At 63.5% G+C, this 18,358-nt stretch carries 16 protein-coding genes; 9 read left to right on the forward strand and 7 right to left on the reverse strand.

Annotation, left to right across the window (positions count from 1 at the left end; translation table 11 throughout):
• Positions 1 to 115: 115 nt before the first annotated feature.
• Complete coding sequence (locus ACLEJP_RS13950; protein ID WP_289130246.1) at positions 116 to 427, reverse strand: DUF2288 domain-containing protein; 312 nt, start codon at positions 425 to 427, stop codon at positions 116 to 118.
• Between the two features lie 358 nt (positions 428 to 785).
• Here ACLEJP_RS13950 and ACLEJP_RS13955 point away from each other — a divergent pair, with 358 nt between their 5' ends.
• The 8 genes from ACLEJP_RS13955 to nhaA all read left to right on the forward strand — a co-directional run bounded on the left by ACLEJP_RS13955 (position 786) and on the right by nhaA (position 9,784).
• Positions 786 to 1,901, forward strand: coding sequence for a branched-chain amino acid ABC transporter substrate-binding protein (locus ACLEJP_RS13955; protein WP_440807205.1), 1,116 nt, complete (start codon positions 786 to 788; stop codon positions 1,899 to 1,901).
• A gap of 186 nt (positions 1,902 to 2,087) precedes the next feature.
• Positions 2,088 to 3,011 carry a high-affinity branched-chain amino acid ABC transporter permease LivH gene (gene livH / locus ACLEJP_RS13960; protein ID WP_025340356.1) on the forward strand — a complete coding sequence of 308 codons (924 nt, stop codon included), beginning with the start codon at positions 2,088 to 2,090 and terminating at the stop codon, positions 3,009 to 3,011.
• A complete protein-coding gene (locus tag ACLEJP_RS13965) occupies positions 3,008 to 4,264 on the forward strand; it encodes a high-affinity branched-chain amino acid ABC transporter permease LivM (RefSeq protein WP_289130253.1) in 1,257 nt (418 codons plus the stop codon). Before livH ends, ACLEJP_RS13965 begins: the two co-directional genes overlap by 4 nt.
• Positions 4,261 to 5,028 carry a high-affinity branched-chain amino acid ABC transporter ATP-binding protein LivG gene (gene livG / locus ACLEJP_RS13970; protein WP_170031819.1) on the forward strand — a complete coding sequence of 256 codons (768 nt, stop codon included), beginning with the start codon at positions 4,261 to 4,263 and terminating at the stop codon, positions 5,026 to 5,028. The genes ACLEJP_RS13965 and livG overlap by 4 nt, the downstream gene beginning before the upstream one ends.
• Entirely contained in the window at positions 5,029 to 5,730 is a 702-nt protein-coding gene (locus ACLEJP_RS13975; RefSeq protein WP_013973921.1) for an ABC transporter ATP-binding protein, read from the forward strand.
• Positions 5,731 to 5,971: 241 nt separating this feature from the next.
• Positions 5,972 to 6,646 (forward strand): COG3650 family protein, encoded by a 675-nt coding sequence (locus tag ACLEJP_RS13980; protein WP_440807208.1) that lies wholly within the window; start codon positions 5,972 to 5,974, stop codon positions 6,644 to 6,646.
• Between the two features lie 103 nt (positions 6,647 to 6,749).
• Positions 6,750 to 8,357, forward strand: a complete 1,608-nt coding sequence (locus ACLEJP_RS13985) for an NAD(P)/FAD-dependent oxidoreductase (protein ID WP_440807209.1) — start codon at positions 6,750 to 6,752, stop codon at positions 8,355 to 8,357.
• A 251-nt stretch (positions 8,358 to 8,608) separates the two neighbouring features.
• Complete coding sequence (gene nhaA / locus ACLEJP_RS13990) at positions 8,609 to 9,784, forward strand: Na+/H+ antiporter NhaA (protein ID WP_440807211.1); 1,176 nt, start codon at positions 8,609 to 8,611, stop codon at positions 9,782 to 9,784.
• Positions 9,785 to 9,854: 70 nt separating this feature from the next.
• On the opposite strand, the gene ACLEJP_RS13995 is transcribed toward nhaA, so the two are convergent.
• Positions 9,855 to 10,319 carry a glycine zipper 2TM domain-containing protein gene (locus ACLEJP_RS13995; protein WP_009684613.1) on the reverse strand — a complete coding sequence of 155 codons (465 nt, stop codon included), beginning with the start codon at positions 10,317 to 10,319 and terminating at the stop codon, positions 9,855 to 9,857.
• A gap of 147 nt (positions 10,320 to 10,466) precedes the next feature.
• Here ACLEJP_RS13995 and ACLEJP_RS14000 point away from each other — a divergent pair, with 147 nt between their 5' ends.
• Positions 10,467 to 10,700 carry a hypothetical protein gene (locus ACLEJP_RS14000; RefSeq protein ID WP_289130271.1) on the forward strand — a complete coding sequence of 78 codons (234 nt, stop codon included), beginning with the start codon at positions 10,467 to 10,469 and terminating at the stop codon, positions 10,698 to 10,700.
• Positions 10,701 to 10,811: 111 nt separating this feature from the next.
• Here the strand turns inward: ACLEJP_RS14000 and pdxH are convergent, their stop codons facing one another.
• The 5 genes from pdxH to dinG all read right to left on the reverse strand — a co-directional run bounded on the left by pdxH (position 10,812) and on the right by dinG (position 18,300).
• A complete protein-coding gene (gene pdxH / locus ACLEJP_RS14005; protein ID WP_440807213.1) occupies positions 10,812 to 11,459 on the reverse strand; it encodes a pyridoxamine 5'-phosphate oxidase in 648 nt (215 codons plus the stop codon).
• Between the two features lie 18 nt (positions 11,460 to 11,477).
• Positions 11,478 to 12,455, reverse strand: a complete 978-nt coding sequence (locus ACLEJP_RS14010) for an OmpA family protein (RefSeq protein WP_440807216.1) — start codon at positions 12,453 to 12,455, stop codon at positions 11,478 to 11,480.
• A gap of 99 nt (positions 12,456 to 12,554) precedes the next feature.
• Positions 12,555 to 13,700, reverse strand: coding sequence for a serine hydrolase domain-containing protein (locus tag ACLEJP_RS14015; RefSeq protein WP_289130280.1), 1,146 nt, complete (start codon positions 13,698 to 13,700; stop codon positions 12,555 to 12,557).
• A 141-nt stretch (positions 13,701 to 13,841) separates the two neighbouring features.
• Positions 13,842 to 16,076 carry a beta-agarase gene (locus tag ACLEJP_RS14020; protein WP_440807220.1) on the reverse strand — a complete coding sequence of 745 codons (2,235 nt, stop codon included), beginning with the start codon at positions 16,074 to 16,076 and terminating at the stop codon, positions 13,842 to 13,844.
• Between the two features lie 79 nt (positions 16,077 to 16,155).
• Positions 16,156 to 18,300: an ATP-dependent DNA helicase DinG gene (dinG, locus tag ACLEJP_RS14025; protein ID WP_440807221.1), complete on the reverse strand. Its 2,145-nt coding sequence runs from the start codon at positions 18,298 to 18,300 to the stop codon at positions 16,156 to 16,158.
• Positions 18,301 to 18,358 lie beyond the last annotated feature (58 nt).

Consider the following 18,358-nt stretch of genomic DNA (forward strand, 5'->3'; position numbering starts at 1 on the left):
TTACGCATCCCGTAAACTGTTACCGCCACGCCGAATTGTTACTTACCTCTACCCGCCCTGAGCGCCCTCGAGCACCATAACGGAGCTGCTGCGCATTTTTGCGCACCAAAAACGATCATGCGTCGGCCGGACGCTTCACCTGGATCACGATGAACGGTGAAACCACCACCGCCCAGATCTCTGGATCGCGGCTTTGCAGGTCCTGAGCCTGCTCGGCAGTCACCGGGCCGACAGTGCCATCACTACGCCACTTGGCGAAGATCTCGCTGCGATTCTCGGCCATCGCCTCGGCAACAGTGATCAGGTCCAGGCCTGGATCGACCCAAATCAGGTCACCCTTGGCCCAGAAACGCTCCAGTGCTTTCCACTCGATGATTGCCGTCTCGCCAAGCAGTTTGGCATAGAGGGTGCTTGTGTGATCAGTCATGGGCGGTTTCCGCAAAAGTCGGTCGATAAAAAGGCCGGCATTTTTGCAGAAAAACCCGGTTTCAAATATGTAATTTGGTCGATTGACCCCGAATTTATGGGGCGGGGTCGTAGATGCAGGCAGATTGATGGCGCCTTTTTGTATCTTTATGTCGATCAAGCGACAACCCAGGAAACAGGCACTTTTCGAACGCTTTTCAAGCGCTTGGACAGCGCTCTACACTGTACCGGTACAGTTCCGGGACATGTTCCGGGGGAAGGTGGGCTTGCGCGTTGGCATGGCCACGCCGCAAATCCCGCCCGGTCTGTAGCCCTGGCCGCCAGGACTATAAGAATTACAACAGAATGAGTGGAGCACTATGATCAAGATTTCCAAGCTGTTCGCCGCAATGGTTCTGGCCGGGGTAGCCAGCCATTCGTTTGCCGCCGATACCATCAAGATCGGGATCGCAGGCCCCAAGACCGGCCCTGTGACCCAGTACGGCGACATGCAGTTCATCGGCGCCAAGCAAGCCATCAAGGATATCAACGCCGCGGGCGGCGTGGATGGCAAGATGCTCGAAGCCAAGGAATACGACGACGCCTGCGATCCTAAACAGGCCGTTGCAATCGCCAACAAAGTGGTCAACGACGGCGTCAAGTTCGTCATCGGCCACCTGTGCTCCAGCTCCACCCAGCCTGCGTCCGACATCTACGAAGACGAGGGCGTGATCATGATCACCCCAGCCGCCACCTCGCCGGAAATCACCGCCCGTGGCTACAAGCTGATCTTCCGTACCATCGGCCTGGACAGCGCCCAGGGCCCGGCCGCCGGCAACTACATCGCCGACCACGTCAAGCCGAAAGTGGTTGCGGTACTGCACGACAAGCAGCAGTACGGTGAAGGCATCGCCACCGCGGTCAAGCAGACCCTGGAAGGCAAGGGCACCAAGGTTGCGGTGTTCGAAGGCCTGAACGCCGGTGACAAGGACTTCTCCTCGATCATCCAGAAGCTCAAGCAGAACAACGTCGACTTCGTCTACTACGGCGGCTACCACCCAGAGCTGGGCCTGATCCTGCGCCAGGCTCAGGAAAAAGGCCTGAAAGCCAAGTTCATGGGCCCGGAAGGCGTGGGTAACGACTCCATCTCGCAGATCGCCCAGAACGCCTCCGAAGGCCTGCTGGTGACCCTGCCGAAGTCGTTCGACGCGGACCCTGCGAACAAGAAGATCGTCGAGGCCATCAAGGCTGACGGCAAGGACCCAAGCGGCCCGTTCGTGTTCCCGGCCTACTCGGCTGTCGAACTGATCGCACAGGGCATCAAGGCCGCCAAGTCCGAAGACACCGACAAGGTGGCCGAGGCCATCCACAACGGTACCTTCAAGACCCCGACCGGCGACCTGTCCTACGACGAGAAAGGCGACCTGAAAGACTTCAAGTTCGTGGTCTACGAATGGCACTTCGGCAAGCCGAAGACCGAAGTCTCCCCTCAGTAACTGCGTGACTAATAGCTGACCGTAGAAGCCCACTGTGCGAGCAGTGGGCTTTGTTTTACGAGGTTCATGGGCCTGATCCCCGCGATCCGGGGGCGGGTTCACCTGAAAATCTTAAAACCGTCACCCGCGGTTTCCTGGCGGTACCCCTGCCAGCGAAATGCAAATCAGGTTTTTAGGAGCGCTGTAATGCCTGAGATCTACCATTTCTTCCAACAACTGGTTAATGGATTGACCATTGGCAGCACCTATGCCTTGATCGCCATCGGCTACACCATGGTGTACGGCATCATCGGCATGATCAACTTCGCCCACGGCGAGGTGTACATGATCGGTTCCTACGTGGCCTTCATCGCCCTGGCGGGCCTGGCCATGATGGGTATCCATTCGCTGCCGATCCTGATGACCGTCGCCTTCGTCGCGACGATCTTCGTTACCAGTGCCTATGGCTACAGCATCGAACGGGTTGCCTACCGCCCCCTGCGCAACAGCAACCGCCTGATCCCGCTGATTTCCGCCATCGGCATGTCGATCTTCCTGCAGAACACCGTCTTGCTGTCGCAGGACTCCAAGGACAAGTCCATCCCCAACCTGATCCCCGGAAGCTTCTCCTTCGGGCCAGGCGGTGCTGAAGAAGTCCTGATCAGCTACATGCAGATCCTGGTGTTCGTGGTCACCCTGGTGGCCATGACCTGCCTCACCCTGTTCATCTCCCGTTCCCGCCTGGGCCGCGCCTGCCGCGCCTGTGCCGAGGACATCAAGATGGCCAACCTGCTGGGCATCAACACCAACAACATCATCGCCCTCACCTTCGTCATCGGTGCCGCCCTGGCGGCGGTGGCGGCCGTGCTGCTGAGCATGCAGTACGGGGTGATCAACCCCAACGCCGGTTTCCTGGTGGGTCTGAAGGCCTTCACCGCGGCGGTGCTGGGTGGCATCGGCAGCATCCCGGGCGCCATGCTCGGCGGGCTGGTGCTGGGCGTGGCCGAAGCGTTCGGTGCCGATATCTTCGGCGACCAGTACAAGGACGTGGTGGCATTCGGCTTGTTGGTTCTTGTCCTGCTATTCCGGCCGACCGGCATCCTGGGCCGCCCGGAGGTTGAAAAAGTATGAACAGAAATCTCAAACAGGCGTTCTTCAGCGCCTTGCTGGTCTGGGCCGTGGCCTTCCCGGTGCTGGGCCTGAAACTGAGCATCGACGGCATCAGCCTGGCGGTGCACAGCCAGGGTTCGTTCACCATCAGTATCATCGCCGTGTGTTCGGTGTTGATGTTCCTGCGCGTGCTGTTCGACAAGCAGTGGAGCGCGGTGATGGGCCGCCGTTCGGATCGCAAGCTGATCCCGCCGGCCGTCAGCAACTACCTGACCCTGCCGAAGACCCAGCGCTACGTCATCCTGGGCCTGATCGTCGCAGCGCTGGTGTGGCCGTTCTTCGGTTCGCGCGGTGCGGTCGACATTGCCACGCTGATCCTGATCTACGTGTTGCTGGGCCTGGGCCTGAACATCGTGGTCGGCCTGGCGGGCCTGCTCGACCTCGGCTACGTCGGCTTCTACGCCGTTGGCGCCTACAGCTACGCGATGCTCTCGCACTACCTGGGCTGGAGCTTCTGGGTGTGCCTGCCGATCGCCGGCCTGATGGCCGCTACCTTCGGCTTCCTGCTCGGCTTCCCGGTGCTGCGCCTGCGCGGTGACTACCTGGCGATCGTGACCCTCGGTTTCGGCGAGATCATCCGCCTGTTCCTGCGTAACCTCACCGACTGGACCGGCGGCCCCAACGGCATCAGCAACATCCCCAAGCCGGAGTTCTTCGGCCTGACCTTCGAACGCCGTGCCGCCGAGGGCATGCAGACCTTCCATGAGTTCTTCGGGCTGGAATACAACTCGATCAACAAGGTCATCTTCCTCTACCTGGTGGCCCTGCTGCTGGCCCTGCTGGCACTGTTCGTGATCAACCGCCTGCTGCGCATGCCGATAGGCCGCGCCTGGGAAGCCCTGCGCGAAGACGAGATCGCCTGCCGTGCGTTGGGCCTGAACCCGACCGTGATCAAGCTTTCGGCGTTCACCCTGGGTGCCTGCTTCGCCGGTTTCGCCGGCAGCTTCTTCGCCGCGCGCCAAGGCCTGGTGACGCCGGAGTCGTTCACCTTCATCGAGTCGGCGATCATCCTCGCCATCGTCGTGCTCGGCGGCATGGGTTCACAGCTGGGCGTGATTCTCGCGGCCATCGTGATGATCCTGCTGCCAGAGCTGATGCGTGAGTTCAGCGAATACCGGATGCTGATGTTCGGTGCGCTGATGGTGTTGATGATGATCTGGCGTCCGCAAGGCCTGCTGCCTATGCAACGACCACACATGGAGCTGCATCGATGAGCCGTGAAATTCTGCAAGTCAGCGGCCTGAGCATGCGCTTCGGCGGCTTGTTGGCGGTCAATGGCGTGGGCCTGACCGTCAAGGAAAAACAGGTGGTGGCACTGATCGGCCCGAACGGCGCCGGCAAGACCACGGTGTTCAACTGCCTGACCGGCTTCTACAAGCCCAGCGGCGGCACCATCCTGCTCGATGGCCAGCCGATCCAGGGCCTGGCCGGCCACCAGATCGCCCGCAAGGGCGTGGTGCGGACTTTCCAGAACGTGCGCCTGTTCAAGGAAATGACCGCACTGGAAAACCTGCTGATTGCCCAGCACCGCCACCTGAACACCAACTTCTTCGCCGGCCTGTTCAAGACCCCGAGCTTCCGTCGCAGCGAGAAGGAGGCCATGGAACGCGCGCAGTACTGGCTGGAAAAGGTCGCCCTGACCGAATTCGCCAACCGCACCGCCGGCACCCTCGCCTACGGCCAGCAACGCCGCCTGGAAATCGCCCGCTGCATGATGACCCAGCCGCGCATCATCATGCTCGACGAACCGGCAGCGGGCCTGAACCCGAAGGAAACCGAAGACCTCAAGGCACTGATCGCCTACCTGCGTGAGTCGCACAACGTCACCGTGCTGCTGATCGAGCACGACATGAAGCTGGTGATGAGCATTTCCGACCATATCGTGGTGATCAACCAGGGCACCCCCCTGGCCCACGGCACGCCGGAAGAGATCCGCGACAACCCTGATGTGATCAAAGCCTACCTGGGGGAAGCGTAAATGCTGAAGTTCGAGAACGTTTCCACCTTCTACGGCAAGATCCAGGCGCTGCACAGCGTCAATGTGGAAATCAACCAGGGCGAGATCGTCACCCTGATCGGTGCCAACGGTGCCGGCAAGTCGACCTTGCTGATGACCCTGTGCGGCTCGCCGCAGGCGCACAGTGGCAGCATCAAGTACCTGGGCGAAGAACTGGTCGGCCAGCCGTCCTCGCATATCATGCGCAAGAGCATCGCGGTGGTGCCGGAAGGCCGCCGCGTGTTCTCCCGCCTGACCGTCGAGGAAAACCTGGCGATGGGCGGCTTCTTCACCGACAAGGGTGATTACCAGGAGCAGCTGGACAAGGTGCTGCAGCTGTTCCCGCGCCTGAAGGAGCGTTATATCCAGCGCGGCGGCACCATGTCCGGTGGCGAGCAGCAAATGCTTGCCATTGGCCGGGCGCTGATGAGCAAGCCCAAGCTGCTGCTGCTCGACGAGCCGTCGCTGGGCCTGGCACCGATCATCATCCAGCAGATCTTCGACATCATCGAACAGCTGCGCCGTGATGGCGTGACCGTGTTCCTGGTGGAGCAGAACGCCAACCAGGCATTGAAGATCGCCGACCGGGCGTACGTGCTGGAAAACGGCCGGGTGGTGATGCAGGGAACGGGTGAAGCACTGCTGACCGACCCGAAGGTGCGCGACGCGTACCTGGGGGGTTGATCGGAAAAAGGGCCTTCGGGCCCTTTTTTCTGCCTGCCTGATTTTGTATCGCCTGGACTGGCCTCTTCGCGGGCGTGCCCGCTCCCACAGGCACCGCACAGTACTCAAAGCCCGTGCCGTACCTGTGGGAGCGGGCAAGCCCGCGAAGAGGCCGGTACAGGCTTAGCAAAAACTTGAGATCCCCGCCCAGCCTGCGTAACGTGGCCAGCTTTCACGGCAAAGATCCCCCGGAGCCCGCCCCATGCGCCTCACCCCTACCCTGCTGCTCAGTGCCCTGCTGCCCCTGTTTGGTGGTTGCCAGCTCATGGCCAACGCCCCCAGCGACCCGAACATCGGCACCACGCGCATGCAGGGCGAACTGCGCGCCGCTGGTGGCCAGCTGCTGTTCAAGCCGTGCAGCGAAAGCCGCACCTTCGTGATCAACGACGTCGCCGCCACCGGCATCCTGCAGGAAGCCGCCAACCTGGCCAAGGACGCCAACGACAAGCTGTTCGCCGATGTCCGTGGGCGCCTCACCGGCAGCAAGCAGGCCAGCACCGACGGCCAGCTGGAAGTGCGTCAGCTGTATCGCCTGGAACCTTCCATCCGCGCCTGTGAAGACCCCAACTTCAAACAGCTGACCCTGCGCGCCAACGGCCACGAGCCGGGCTGGGACATCAAGGCCAGTGGCAAGGGCATGGTGCTCGACCGCATCGGTCAGCAACCCCTGCCCCTGCCGTTCCTGGAAGAACAGGTGCCCGGCGGCGGCCTGACCCTGACCAGCGAAGCCAACGGCCAGCACGTGGAGCTGTGGGCCGCGCCGCAACGCTGCGTGGACAGCGCCACCGGCGCCATCTATCACCTGCGCAGCGAACTGCGCATCGACGGCAAGACTTTGCAGGGCTGCGGTTACTACGGCGGCGCACGCGACAACTGATCGCCGGGCGCTTTTATCCTGCCAGTCGGGGTGGCGAACAGCTTATACTTGGCGGTTTGTGTAAAGCCGCCGGCCGCCCATGGCCGGGATACTGGACCCTGCCATGCTACGAATCACCGAACTGAAGCTGCCCCTGGACCATCCCGACGAAGCCCTGCGTGAAGCCATCGTCCAGCGCCTGGGCATCCGCGACGAGCAACTGCTCAGCTTCAACCTGTTCAAGCGCAGCTACGATGCGCGCAAGAAGAACAGCGAGCTGCTGTTCATCTACACCATCGACCTGGAAGCCAGCAACGAAGCCGAGCTGCTTCGCAAGTTCGCCGACGATCGCAACATCGGCCCGGCACCCGACGTGACCTACAAGTTCGTCGGCCAGGCCCCGGCCAACCTGCAGGAACGCCCGATCGTGGTCGGTTTCGGCCCGTGCGGCATCTTCGCCGGCCTGCTGCTGGCGCAGATGGGCTTCAGGCCGATCATCCTCGAACGTGGCAAGGAAGTGCGCCAGCGCACCAAGGACACCTGGGGCCTGTGGCGCAAGAGCGTGCTCAACCCCGAGTCCAACGTGCAGTTCGGCGAAGGCGGCGCCGGCACCTTCTCCGATGGCAAGCTGTACAGCCAGATCAAGGACCCGCAACACCACGGCCGCAAAGTGCTGGAAGAATTCGTCAAGGCCGGTGCGCCGGACGAAATCCTGTACATCAACAAGCCGCACATCGGCACCTTCCGCCTGACCGGCATGGTCGAGCAGATGCGCCAGGACATGATCGCCCTGGGTGCTGAGGTACGCTTCCAGCAGAAGGTCACCGACCTGCTGATCGACGACGGCCAACTGACCGGCGTGGTGCTGGAGAGCGGTGAGCAACTGCACTCGCGCCATGTGGTACTGGCCCTGGGCCACAGTGCCCGCGACACCTTCCGCATGCTGCACGCCAAGGGCGTGTACATGGAAGCCAAGCCGTTCTCGGTGGGTTTCCGTATCGAGCACCCGCAAACGCTGATCGACAAGGCGCGCCTGGGCAAATACGCCGGCCACCCGAAACTCGGGGCTGCCGATTACAAGCTGGTGTACCACGCCAGCAATGGCCGTTCGGTGTACAGCTTCTGCATGTGCCCAGGCGGCACCGTGGTCGCCGCCACCAGCGAGCCAGGCCGGGTGGTTACCAATGGCATGAGCCAGTACTCGCGCAACGAGCGCAACGCCAACTCCGGGATCGTAGTGGGTATCGACCCCGAACGCGACTACCCCGGCGGCCCGCTGGCCGGCATCGAGCTGCAGGAGCGCCTGGAGGCACATGCCTATGTGATGGGCGGCAGCAACTACCAGGCCCCGGCGCAGCTGGTTGGCGACTTCGTCGCCGGCCGGCCCTCGACCGCGCTGGGCAGTGTCGAGCCGTCCTACAAGCCAGGCGTGACCCTGGGTGACCTGGCGCCAAGCCTGCCAGACTTCGCCATCGAGGCGATCCGCGAGGCATTGCCGGCATTCGACCGGCAGATCAAGGGCTACAACCTGCACGATGCAGTGTTGACCGGGATCGAGACGCGTACCTCATCGCCATTGCGCATCACCCGCGGTGACGACTTCCAGAGCCTGAATCTCAAGGGGCTGTTCCCGGCGGGTGAAGGCGCCGGGTATGCGGGCGGGATTCTGTCGGCAGGTGTCGACGGTATTCGCATTGCCGAGGCGGTGGCGCGGGATATGCTCGGCCTCTGACGGTTCATGGCCTGTGAGGGCTCGTTCGTGGGCCAACCCGCGAACGGCCCCTCACGGGCGCAAGAAAAACCCGAGAAAACATCAGATTTTCCCTGCCCCACCTTTCCCATTCTGCATCTAGGCTTCCTCCAGCCCAGCCCAGCAACAACATATAACAAAAAAGAATATAGTTTTTGTTTTAAAGCATAACTTCACAGGCTAGGGTGTACGCCCGTTCCATCCGTAAACTGCCCATGGAGAGCCTATAGCCCGTGCGTAGCCTGTTAACCCGTTTCCTGCAGCTCGAGGCCGCCAGCGGCCTGCTGCTGATCGCTGCGGCCGTACTGGCCCTGGTCATCAACAACTCGCCGCTGTCCTACCTGTACAGCGGCCTGCTCGACGTGCCCGTCGCCGTTCAGGTAGGCGCGTTGCAGATTGCCAAGCCGCTGCTGTTGTGGATCAACGACGGCCTGATGGCGCTGTTCTTCCTGCTGATCGGCCTGGAAGTGAAGCGCGAAGTGATCGACGGCCACCTGTCCAGGCCGTCCCAGGTGATCCTGCCTGCTACCGCCGCCGTGGGCGGCATGGTGGTACCGGCACTGATCTACTGGTTCATCAACCGTGACAACCCGGCAGCGGTGGCCGGCTGGGCAATTCCCACCGCCACCGACATCGCCTTCGCCCTCGGTGTGCTGGCCCTGCTGGGCAAGCGCGTGCCGGTATCGCTGAAACTGTTCCTGATGACCTTGGCGATCATCGATGACCTGGGCGCGATCATCGTCATCGCGCTGTTCTACTCAGGCACCCTGTCCAGCGTGTCGCTGCTGCTGGCCGCGGCCTGCCTGGTGGTATTGGTGGCAATGAACCGGCTTGGCGTGGTCAAGCTGGGGCCTTACATGATCGTGGGCCTGGTCCTGTGGGTCTGCGTGCTCAAGAGCGGCGTGCACGCCACGCTGGCTGGCGTTGCCCTGGCATTGTGCATCCCGCTGCGCACTGGCCATGGCGAACGTTCGCCATCGCACGCCTTGGAACACGCCCTGCACCCGTGGGTCGCCTACGCCATCCTGCCGTTGTTCGCTTTCGCCAATGCTGGTGTATCGCTGGCAGGCATGACCTTGGACAGCTTCGTTCACCCAGTGCCCCTGGGCATCGCCGTAGGGCTGCTGCTGGGCAAGACCGTGGGCGTCTTCGGCTTGACCTGGGTCGCCATCAAACTGCGCCTGGCCGCTCTTCCTGCTGGCGCCAGTTGGGGCCAGTTACTGGGCGTGGCGATCCTCTGCGGCATCGGCTTCACCATGAGCCTGTTCGTTGGCTCACTCGCCTTCGTGCCAGGCAGCAGCGAGTTCGCCGGCATGGACCGCATGGGTATTCTGACCGGCTCGTTCCTTGCTGCCGTGTTCGGCTACGCCGTAACCGCCATGGCCAGCCGCAAGCCCAGCGCTAGCTGACCTGGCCACAGCATGAAAAAACCCCGACTGGCGCGCAGCCATGTCGGGGTTTTTTCTGGTTGCGCTACGGTCAGTGCGAGACGCGGCTGGTACCGTCGACGGTCATGATGCGCACGCGGTCGCCAACGCGGAAGATTTCGTTCTCCTGCACGGCCTGGACATAGGCACGCATGCTGCCGTCGTCCTCACGTACGGTGATTTCCACGCCCTGGGTGCGGGTCAGGCCTTCTTCAGCTGCGGAACCGGCCAGGCCACCGGCAACGGCACCGATCACGGCGGCGACGATGCTGCCACGGCCACCACCCACGGCGCTGCCGGCCACGCCACCCACGATGGCGCCAGCACCACCGCCGATCGGGGTCTTGGTACCCTCGATCTTGACCGGGCGCAGGGATTCGATGGTGCCCATACGCACGGTCTGCACGCGGCGGGCCTCATCACGGGAGTAGCTGTCACCGGTCAGGCTAGAGGCACAGCCACCCAGCAACAACGACATGGTGGTGAAGGTCGCCACCAGCAAAGCGGATTTACGCATGGGTAATGTCTCCATAAGTCAGATGCGTATTAGACGCTGCACGTTGACGACTGTCACGGTACATGCGCCATAAAATTGTTTTCATTCAGCCGAGGTACAGCCAGCGTGGCTGCGCCGATGCCTTTTCAATTGAGACCAAGGATAGCCATGGATTACTTCATCGTCGTGGTCACCACCGTTGCGGGGCTGTACTTCCACGGCTGGCTGTATGTGCGCATGCGCCACTGGATAGACCGTGACCTGGCGTTGTCGCTGGCCGGTGCGGACCCTGGCAAGCGCGCGTACATGCTGCAAAAGCTGGAACAGGCACGGCTGGAGAAGGTGCAGCGCAAGCAGTTGGCGGGGTGGCTGGAGCGCGAGGCGGCGGGGTATCCGGGGTAGTCCGGGCGGTTGTCGGGGCGGCTGCGCAGCCCATCGCGACACAAGGCCGCGCCTACAGGGAACCGGGCTGCACCCCACATCGTGAAAGGGCCGCAAGGCGGCCCCTGAATGTCAGGGCGCCAGGCGTTCCCGCTGCCATTGCCCATCGACCAGGCGGTAATTCAGCCGGTCATGCAACCGGCTGGCCCGGCCCTGCCAGAACTCGACCCGCTCAGGTAGCAAGCGGTACCCGCCCCAGTGTTCCGGGCAATGCGGCTGGGTGTCGGAGAAGCGTGCCTCGGTAGCCTTGACCAGGCTTTCCAGTTCCTCACGACCGGCAATCACCCGGCTCTGCGGCGATGCCCAGGCCCCCAGGCGGCTACCCAGAGGGCGTACCTGGTAGTAGGCGTCCGATTCCTCGGCCGTGACCTTTTCCACCTGCCCTTCGATGCGCACCTGGCGCTCCAGCGCCGGCCAGAAGAAGGTCATGGCGGCGTAGGGGTTGGCCAACAATTGCTGGCCCTTGGCGCTGTCGTAGTTGGTGAAGAAGGTGAAACCACGCTCATCGAGCCCCTTGAGCAGCAATACGCGGCAATGGGGGCGGCCGTCGGCATCGACGGTGGCCAGGGTCATGGCATTGGCTTCCACCGGGGCCTGCTCGGTTTTCACCGCATCGGCGAACCACTGGTGGAACAGGGCGAACGGCTCCCCCGGGGCCTGGGCTTCGGCCAGGCCATCACGGGTGTAGTCGCGGCGCATATCAGCCAGGGATTGAGTCATTGCTGCGTTCCTTGACGATCAGTTGGTCTTCGCAGGGCTGTTGACAGCTACTTTCTTCTCAGCGGTAGCTTTCTTGGCCGCAGGCTTGGCCGGCGCGGCTTTTTTCTTGGCGGTGGTCTTGGCTGGCGCCTTGGCCTTGGCTACAGGCTTCTTCGCCGCAGCCTTGGCCGCCGGCTTGCTGTCGGCAGCCTTGGCGGCTGGCGCCTTGCTATCCTGCACCGCCACCATCGAGGCTGGCGCCGGGGCCGGGGCCGCCTGCTGGTACTTGGCCAACAGGGCAACCATGGTGTTCTGCGGGGTCAGCAGCATTTCCACGCGGCGATTCAAGGCGCGGCCCTCGGCACTGTCGTTGGCGGCGCGCGGCATGACCGAACCCATGCCCTTGAGGTTCAGACGGTCGCGCTGCAGGCCGCTGAGACGGAAGATGGCCGACACCGAAGCGGCGCGCTCCAGGCTGAGCTTCTGGTTGGCGGCAGCGACACCGCTGCTGTCGGCATGGCCGAGCACCAGCACGGCGGTCTTGGCGTCGCCTTCGACGGTCTTGGCCACGCGGGTAATCGGGCCCAGTGTCATCGGCAGCAGCATGTTCGGGCGGTCAGGGTTGTACGAGCCGTCCACCGGAATGGTTACGGCCAGCACGTTGTCACGACGCTCGAGCTCCAGCTTGCTGCCCTTGATCGCTTCACGCAGCTTGGGCTCGTACTCGTCCAGCCAGGCCTGGGTGGCCTTCTCGTCGATCTTCGGTACCACCGGCCCCTTGGCCTGCTTCTGTTCAGCACCGAATGGCCACCACCAACGGCTGGAGCTTTCGGACTTGGCGTCGGTCTTGGCGACGTTTTCAGTCACGGCTTGCTTCACTTCCTGCTCGGCAACCTTGTCCGAACCGAAGGGCCACCAGCTCGAGCCGCTGTCCTTCGAGGCGTCCTGGGAGTGACTGGCGCAGCCGGTGACAGCGGTCAGGCACAAGGCGAGTGCTAAGGTTTTATGTGAAGACATCAGCGATACACCATGAAATAGAAAGAAATTTTGCCTACACGCTTCAGGCATTGGCATTGAGGATAGTCAAAGGCATGCGGCAATACCCGCACTACCCGATCAAAGGCAACTTGCAAGTACGCGCACCAGATGCTGGGCTCGCGGGTCCATCAGCACGTAAGGACCCAGGGTATTGACCACGAAACCGAAGGCCACGTCGTACTCCGGGTCGGCGAAACCGACCGAGCCGCCGGCGCCAGGGTGGCCGAAGGCGCGCGCGCCGAGGCCAAAGGTGGCATTGGCCACCTCGGGCTGGTCAAGCATGCAGCCCAGGCCGAAACGGGTCTGGGTGAGCAAGGTGCGGTCCTGGCCGAGGCTGTGCTCGCGGGTCAGTTCATCGAGCAGCTCGGATTCGAGCAGGCTGCCATCCAGCAGCCCGGCATAGAAGCCCGCCAGGCTGCGCGCGTTGCCATGGCCATTGGCCGCCGGCTGTTGCATGCGCCGCCACTCCGGCTTGTTGGTGCTGGTCAGGATTGCCGGCGGGTTGGTGAAGGCTCGTGTCGACAGCGCCTCGGGCTCACGCATGGTGACCTGCAGCAGGCGCTGCGCCGCTGCGTCCCCGGGGTTGCCCTTGCCACGGGCGATATGCGCCACGCGGTGGAACTCCTCGTCCGCCAGGCCGACATGGAAATCCAGCCCCAGTGGGCGCGCAGTACGGGCCACGATCGAATCACCAGGGCCACGGCCGTCGGCACGACGGATCAGCTCGCCGATCAGCCAGCCGTAGGTAATGGCGGCATAGCCGTGCTCGGTGCCAGGCGCCCACCAGGGCGTCTCGGCGGCCAGGGCATCAACCATGGTCTGCCAGTCGTACAAGGCTTCGGCCGGCAGCAACTCGCGGAGGGCCGGCAGGCCGGCGCGGTGGCTGAGCAGCTGGCGCAGGGTGATTGCCTGTTTGCCAGCCTGGGCGAACTCGGGCCAGTAGTTGGCCACCGGGGCATCCAGGGCCAGCTTGCCCTCGCCGACCAGCTGCAGGGCGGTTACCGCAGTGAAGGTCTTGGTGCAGGAGAACAGGTTGGCGATAGTGTCGCTGTGCCAGGCCTGCTGGCCATCCTTGTCGGCACTGCCGGCCCACAGGTCGACAACGGTTTCGCCACCGACCTGGATGCACAGCGCGGCGCCACGCTCCTGGGGATCATCGAACAGGGCAGCGAAGGCTTCGCGCACCGCTTCGAACTTCAGCTCATAGTGACCCTGGATCTGCACCCGCTGTTCTCCGTACGACCATTTCCGAAAAATGGTGTGCATTGTTTCAGTAGTTTGGCGTTTTGCAAACTGGCTTGGGCTGGGTGGTCGCGACGAATGGTGCAACCAGACGCACCACGCTCCTGCGCAGGCCTGGCTGAGCTATGGGGCAGGCTTCTCCAGCTCGGCGCGCAGCTGGCCCATGGCCTGCAGGTTGCTCTTGCGCACGGCCTCGACGAATCCCGGATACGGCATATCGGTGATTGCCACCAGCCCGAGGTGGCCGTTTTCACCATCGAGCAGCCGCCCGCTGGCCGGTTGATCGAGGTACTGGAACCAGTGCACGCCGACAATCATCGGCTGTGCCAGAGCCGCCTTGAGGAAATTGCCGTAGGCCGGGCCACGGTCTTCTTCCCGCGCCAGCTCCAGCGGCCCCGGCCAGAATGGGCCGCGATCACGCGAGCCGAACTGGAATTCCGACACCAGCACCGGCTTGTCCAGCTCGGCCAGGCTGGCGAAGTCGTAGCCATCCTGCGGCTTGAGGGTATAGAAGTTGAAGCTGAGCACATCGCAGAATTCGGCACAGGCCTTGAGCGCCTCGGGTGTGCTGAGGGCATAACGGCCACCCAATAGCAGGTGATTCGGCGCATGCCACTTCAGCGAGTCGGCAATGGTCTTGAAGTAGGTATCGGCAAACACCTGCTGGAAATATTGGTAGTCGCGCTCGATCTCCGGGTGCTCGGGGTTCGGCAGCGGCGCTTCGAAGCCTGGATCCTCCATCAGTTCCCAGGCAGCCAGTTCGATACCCCAGGCCTTGGACAGCCCTTCCTGGTTGCGGTACTTGTCGCGCAGTTGCTTGAGGAAAGCGCGCTTGGCCGGCACATCGGTGGTCAGGCGCAACGTGCCGTAAGCCAGCCCGTAACGGGCCTTGGGGTCACCGCCAGGGGCGGCCCAGGCCAGTTCATTGTCGGCGAAATAGCCGATCAGCCAGGGGTCGTCACGGTGATCGCGGGCGGCGATGGCCACGGCACGCTCGGTGGCCATGGCAAAACGCGGGTCGAACGGATCGGGCATGCGCCCCCACCAGTCCATGCCAGTGCTGATGCTGGCGTAATCGCCCACGATCGACAGTGGCAAGGTGTATGGCATGCGCCTGGCCTGGCCCAGGGCCGGCTCGCTCCAGTTGCCGAGCGTGTTGAAACCCCAGGCTTGCAGGCGGTCGAGGGCGTGCCCCTGCCAACGAGCGGCATCCAGCACCAGCGGTGGGCAACTGGCCGGTTGCCCGTCTGCTGCGGACGGGCAGGGTTTGCCATAGGTGCGTTGCAGGTTGGCGGCATAGAAGTCGAACCAGCGTCCCTGCTTGAAGTTGCGCCCTTGCGACGAGGCATTGCCGTCGTCGTTGTTGCCTTCGCCATAGAAGGCGGCCAGTGCATCACCTGTACCCGGCAACGCCTTGAACATGCCTTCACGCCCGCTGATGTAGGTGCGCCCGCCATCTGCGGCGACGGCATTCACCCCCAACGAGTAGAACGGGTGCCCGTCCGGTGTTACCAGGTACCAGCGGCCGTTGCGCTTTTCGGTGCGAAAGAAGCCTTTGGCCTCGAACGCCGGCCCGGCCAGCAAGCCACCGTAGGCATCCAGTTGCTGCTTGCCACGTTCTGCCAGCCAGCCCTTGAGCTGTTGCTGCTCGCGCGCATCAGCCGCCTTGAGCTGTTCGTCATTGACAACCTTTTCCGGCCAGTGGCCACGAGTGGACTGGCCATAGGCGTCGATCAGCTCATGGTAGGCCGCCTGGTAAGCCTGGTCGTCATCCTGGATGCCCACCCGCTCGATCAGCAAGCTCTGCGCCACCTTGGGGCTGGGGATGCTCAAGCTGACCGAGGCCACTTGCCTGAGGTCTAGCGCCCCGGCGCTGCTGGCCAGCAACAGGCGCTGGCCCTCATGGCTCCAGGGCATCGGTGGGCCGGCGCGCATGCCCTGGCTGAGCGGCGAGCTGGCCGTCAACGGTACCATCACGGTCTGGGCCGGGCCGGCCGGCAAGTCGATGCGGCTGGTCAAGGTGCGGCCATCACTGCCCTGCACCGTGACATCCACGGTCAGCGCCCAATCCATTGCGCTTTGCAGGCGCAAGGTCAGGAACTGCCCAGCGGACCAGTCCCACACCCCGCTTTGCGGGCTCAGGCGCAGCGTCGGCCGCTGGGCCGGGTTGAACACCACCCGCCGCAACACCTCGCCTTCAGCCGTCTGCTCCGCATTGTACTGAGGCAGGCCGGCATCCTCGGTCTGCACATTGACCACCGAGGCCGGGCGCACGAAGCTGAAGAGCGTCTGCTGCCCCGCCAGCAAGGGTGAACTGAACAACAGGGCGATTACGGCGGGCAGGGTGCGGCGGACCATAAGGCTTGGGCTCTCCTTCAGGGCCCTCATGGCCCACGACAGAGGAATGGACAACGCGCCGGAGCAACTGCTCCGGCAGTCAGGAAATCTCCCGCCGGAACGGCGGCAGCGCATTGAGAATAGCCTTGCCGTAGCGCTGGGTGACCAGACGCCGATCAAGCAAGGTGATAACGCCGCGATCCTGTTCGGTTCGCAGCAGGCGGCCACAGGCCTGGATCAGCCGCAGCGAGGCATCGGGCACGGCAATTTCCATGAACGGGTTGCCACCGCGGGCCTCGATCCATTCCGCCAATGCGGCTTCGACCGGGTCGTCGGGCACGGCGAAGGGGATCTTGGCAATCACCACGTGTTCACAATAGGCCCCCGGCAGGTCGACCCCTTCGGCAAAGCTGGCGAGGCCGAACAGTACGCTGTGCTGGCCGTCGTCGACCCGCGCCTTGTGCTTGTTCAGTGTTTCCTGCTTGGACAGGTTGCCCTGGATCAGCACCAGTTTGCGCCAGTCACGGTCCAGCCCATCGAACACGTCCTGCATCTGCTTGCGTGAGGAGAACAGCACCAGCGCACCACGGGCATCCTCGACGATGTTGGGCAACTCGCGGATGATCGCTGCGGTGTGCGCCGCCGCGTCGCGCGGGTCGGCCTTGAGGTCGGGGACCCGCAGCAGGCCGGCATCACCATGCACGAACGGGCTGGGCACCACGCAGGTGACCGCATCGCGCGGCAAGCCCGAGCGCATGCGGAAGCGGTCGAACTTACCCAGCGCGGTCAGCGTCGCCGAGGTCACCAACGCGCCGTGAGCAACGTTCCACAGGCTGCGACGAAGCATGTCAGCGGCCAGGATGGGGCTGGCGTTGACCTCGATATCAAACAGCGCCCCGCTCTCGGCCAGGGTCAGCCAGCGCGCCATGGGTGGGCTGTCTTCCGGGTCTTCGGCGGTGAAGGCCGTCCATAGTTCCCAGTTGCCCTGGGCGCGGGTGACCAGGCTGCCGAACAGCGGGTACCACTCTTCGGCCTGGTGGCTGGCGATACCGATGTTGACCTCGCCGTCCATGCCCTCCTTGAGCAGGTCGGCCAGCCGGGTGAACAGGTCATTGAGACGGGCAAAGCCCTTTTTCAGCTCGATGCCCACTTCGCGGATCTGCTCCGGCACCACGCCGCCTTCGAAACGGTAGCGCGGGCGCTCCCGGCCTTCGTTGTCCTCGCCGGGGCGGAAATCGGCAACCTGCTCGCACAGGGTGAACATGAATTGCTGCTGGGTACGCACTTCCCGCGCCAGCTCGGGCACCTGCTCGATGTACTTGCCCAGGTCACCGGGCAGCGGGTGCTGGGCCAGCAGCTTGGTCAGGTTCTTGGCGGTCTGCTCCAGCCAGTCGGCAGTGGAGCGCAGGCGTGAATAGTGGGCGAAATGGCCGATGGCCTTGTCTGGCAGGTGGTGGCCTTCATCGAACACGTACAGGGTGTCGCGCGGGTCGGGGAGCACCGCACCGCCGCCCAGCGCCAGGTCGGCCAGGACCATGTCGTGGTTGGTGACGATCACGTCGACCTTGCCCATGCCTTCGCGCGCCTTGTAGAACACGCACTGCTGGAAATTCGGGCAATGGCGACCGGTGCACTGGCTGTGGTCGGTAGTCAGGCGCGCCCAGTCCTGGTCCTCCAGGGCTTCAGGCCAACTGTCGCGGTCGCCGTCCCAGCGGTTGCCGGCAAGCTTCTCGATCATGCTGTTGAACAGCTTCTGGCTGCGCTCGTCGACTTCGATGCGGAAGCCCTCTTCCTCGAACAGCTGGGCAGTGGCCGACTGGGCATGCCCCTCCTGCAACAGGATGTCGAGCTTGGACAGGCACAGGTAGCGACCGCGGCCCTTGGCCAGGGCGAAGCTGAAGTTGAGCCCGCTGCTGCGCATCAGGTCGGGCAGGTCCTTGAACACGATCTGCTCCTGCAACGCCACGGTAGCCGTGGCGATCACCAGGCGCTTGCCGGCGGCCTTGGCGGCCGGAATGGCCGCCAGGCTGTAGGCCACGGTCTTGCCGGTACCAGTGCCCGCCTCCACCGCCACCACGGCGGGTTCGCCGGCGCGGCGGCCTTCGTCGTCGCAGGCGATGTCGCCAAGCACCTTGGCCACTTCGGCGATCATCAGGCGCTGGCCATAGCGCGGCTTGAGGCCCTTGGCTTCGAGAAAACGCGTGTAGGCGCCCTGGATGGTGGCTTTGAGTTCGTTGCTGATCATGGTCTGCAGGCGCCCGGCGGGCTGGATATATTTTCAGTGTTTCGCATGGGGCGGCTAT

Source organism: Pseudomonas sp. SMV7 (assembly GCF_052041995.1).
GTDB lineage: Bacteria > Pseudomonadota > Gammaproteobacteria > Pseudomonadales > Pseudomonadaceae > Aquipseudomonas.

Excerpts from the sequence above, each read along its gene's own strand:
- dinG (WP_440807221.1), bottom strand. The coding sequence starts at position 18,300 with ATGATCAGCAACGAACTCAAAGCCACCATCCAGGGCGCCTACACGCGT.
- ACLEJP_RS14000 (WP_289130271.1), top strand. The coding sequence starts at position 10,467 with ATGGATTACTTCATCGTCGTGGTCACCACCGTTGCGGGGCTGTACTTC.
- ACLEJP_RS13955 (WP_440807205.1), top strand. The coding sequence starts at position 786 with ATGATCAAGATTTCCAAGCTGTTCGCCGCAATGGTTCTGGCCGGGGTA.
- ACLEJP_RS14020 (WP_440807220.1), bottom strand. The coding sequence starts at position 16,076 with ATGGTCCGCCGCACCCTGCCCGCCGTAATCGCCCTGTTGTTCAGTTCA.
- ACLEJP_RS14010 (WP_440807216.1), bottom strand. The coding sequence starts at position 12,455 with ATGTCTTCACATAAAACCTTAGCACTCGCCTTGTGCCTGACCGCTGTC.
- ACLEJP_RS13965 (WP_289130253.1), top strand. The coding sequence starts at position 3,008 with ATGAACAGAAATCTCAAACAGGCGTTCTTCAGCGCCTTGCTGGTCTGG.
- ACLEJP_RS13950 (WP_289130246.1), bottom strand. The coding sequence starts at position 427 with ATGACTGATCACACAAGCACCCTCTATGCCAAACTGCTTGGCGAGACG.
- livH (WP_025340356.1), top strand. The coding sequence starts at position 2,088 with ATGCCTGAGATCTACCATTTCTTCCAACAACTGGTTAATGGATTGACC.
- ACLEJP_RS13985 (WP_440807209.1), top strand. The coding sequence starts at position 6,750 with ATGCTACGAATCACCGAACTGAAGCTGCCCCTGGACCATCCCGACGAA.
- ACLEJP_RS13975 (WP_013973921.1), top strand. The coding sequence starts at position 5,029 with ATGCTGAAGTTCGAGAACGTTTCCACCTTCTACGGCAAGATCCAGGCG.
- ACLEJP_RS13995 (WP_009684613.1), bottom strand. The coding sequence starts at position 10,319 with ATGCGTAAATCCGCTTTGCTGGTGGCGACCTTCACCACCATGTCGTTG.
- livG (WP_170031819.1), top strand. The coding sequence starts at position 4,261 with ATGAGCCGTGAAATTCTGCAAGTCAGCGGCCTGAGCATGCGCTTCGGC.
- ACLEJP_RS13980 (WP_440807208.1), top strand. The coding sequence starts at position 5,972 with ATGCGCCTCACCCCTACCCTGCTGCTCAGTGCCCTGCTGCCCCTGTTT.
- pdxH (WP_440807213.1), bottom strand. The coding sequence starts at position 11,459 with ATGACTCAATCCCTGGCTGATATGCGCCGCGACTACACCCGTGATGGC.